The organism is Thalassorhabdomicrobium marinisediminis (assembly GCF_003072065.1).
Classification (GTDB): Bacteria; Pseudomonadota; Alphaproteobacteria; order Rhodobacterales; family Rhodobacteraceae; genus Octadecabacter; species Octadecabacter marinisediminis.
Genome location: NZ_QCYG01000021.1, coordinates 1 through 1,310, shown reverse-complemented (window position 1 = coordinate 1,310; position 1,310 = coordinate 1). Strand labels below are relative to the sequence as shown.

The window sequence follows — 1,310 nt, the reverse complement described above, 5'->3', positions numbered from 1 at the left end:
GTGAACTGGCCCCCATTTCGACCGGACACCTTGGACTGACCAAGGAGGCTTAAGGATAGCCTTAAGCACATGCTTATGTCTGAGATGGAAATCATTACTGATGGCGGGCGCCGTCGACGCTGGTCTGCGGCAGAAAAGCTGCGGATCGTTGAAGAGACCCTCTATGACGGGGATAGCGTTTCCGCTGTTGCTCGCCGTAATGGCGTGGCCCCAAATCTGTTGTATCGTTGGCGTAGATTGATGCTCGAGGGAGGGAGTATCGCCGTGACAGGGGATGACAGCGTGACCAGTAATAAGGCTGTCCGAGAGATGGAAGCCCGCGTGAGGGAGCTCGAGCGCCAGCTGGGACGCAAAACGTTGGAAGTGGAGATCTTGAAGGAAGCGCTCGACAAGTCCCGCTCAAAAAAACCGACCTTGCTTGTGCAGTCGCTCAAACCGGGCGGTTCCCGGTGAAGGCGGTGGCACAAACGTTAGGCGTATCCCGTTCGAACTTGCATGAACGACAGAAAGGAACCACGGAGCCGCGTCGGAGCTATTATAAAGCTCAAGACGCGGCGCTCTTGCCACGTATCGAGCGTTTGGTGGCGGAGCGCCCAACCTATGGCTACCGCCGGATTTGTGCAGTGCTGAACAGGGAACTCCAAGCAGAAGGCCTTGCCCCAGCAAATCATAAACGCGTCTATCGCATTATGAAGGCCAATAACCTGCTGCTGGAGCGATCCGGCTTCAACCGGCCAGAACGCGCCCATGACGGCAAGGTCATCATGATGCGGTCGAACTTACGCTGGTGCTCTGACGGGCTGGAGTTCACCTGCTGGAATGGCGACATTATCCGCGCGGCGTTCCTGCTCGATGCTCATGATCGTGAGGTCATCGCCTGGCGGGCCGTCGCCAATGCCGGGATTAGCGGCTCGGACGTCCGTGACATGCTTTTGGAGGCTGTCGAAAAACGCTTCGGCAGCTATCACGCGCCAGAGGTGGTCGAGGTCTTATCCGACAATGGAAGCGCATACACAGCAAAGGAAACCCGCATCTTCGCTCGTCAGCTCGGCCTGAAGTCATGCTTCACCCCAGTCGCCAGCCCGCAATCCAACGGCATGTCCGAAGCCTTCGTAAAGACGCTCAAACGCGATTACGTGCGCGTCAAACCACTACCCAATGCCGAAACCGTTTTGAATTTGATAGGAGAATGGATCGAGGACTATAACAACAACCACCCCCACAGCGGCCTAAGATGGCGCTCGCCTCGCGAGTTCATCAAGGCCACAACCGAAACCGCTTAGGTGTCCGGTGAAACGGGGGCCAGTCCA

The 1,310-nt window shown here is 57.0% G+C and carries 1 protein-coding gene; it reads left to right on the top strand.

Features of this window, described 5'->3' with window-relative positions; all coding sequences use genetic code 11:
- Nucleotides 1-75: 75 nt before the first annotated feature.
- A protein-coding gene (locus DC363_RS16550; protein ID WP_241963055.1) for an IS3 family transposase occupies nucleotides 76-1,283 on the top strand; the annotation gives its coding sequence in 2 pieces (ribosomal slippage) (nucleotides 76-400 and nucleotides 400-1,283; 1,209 coding nt in all).
- The last annotated feature ends 27 nt before the right edge of the window (nucleotides 1,284-1,310 follow it).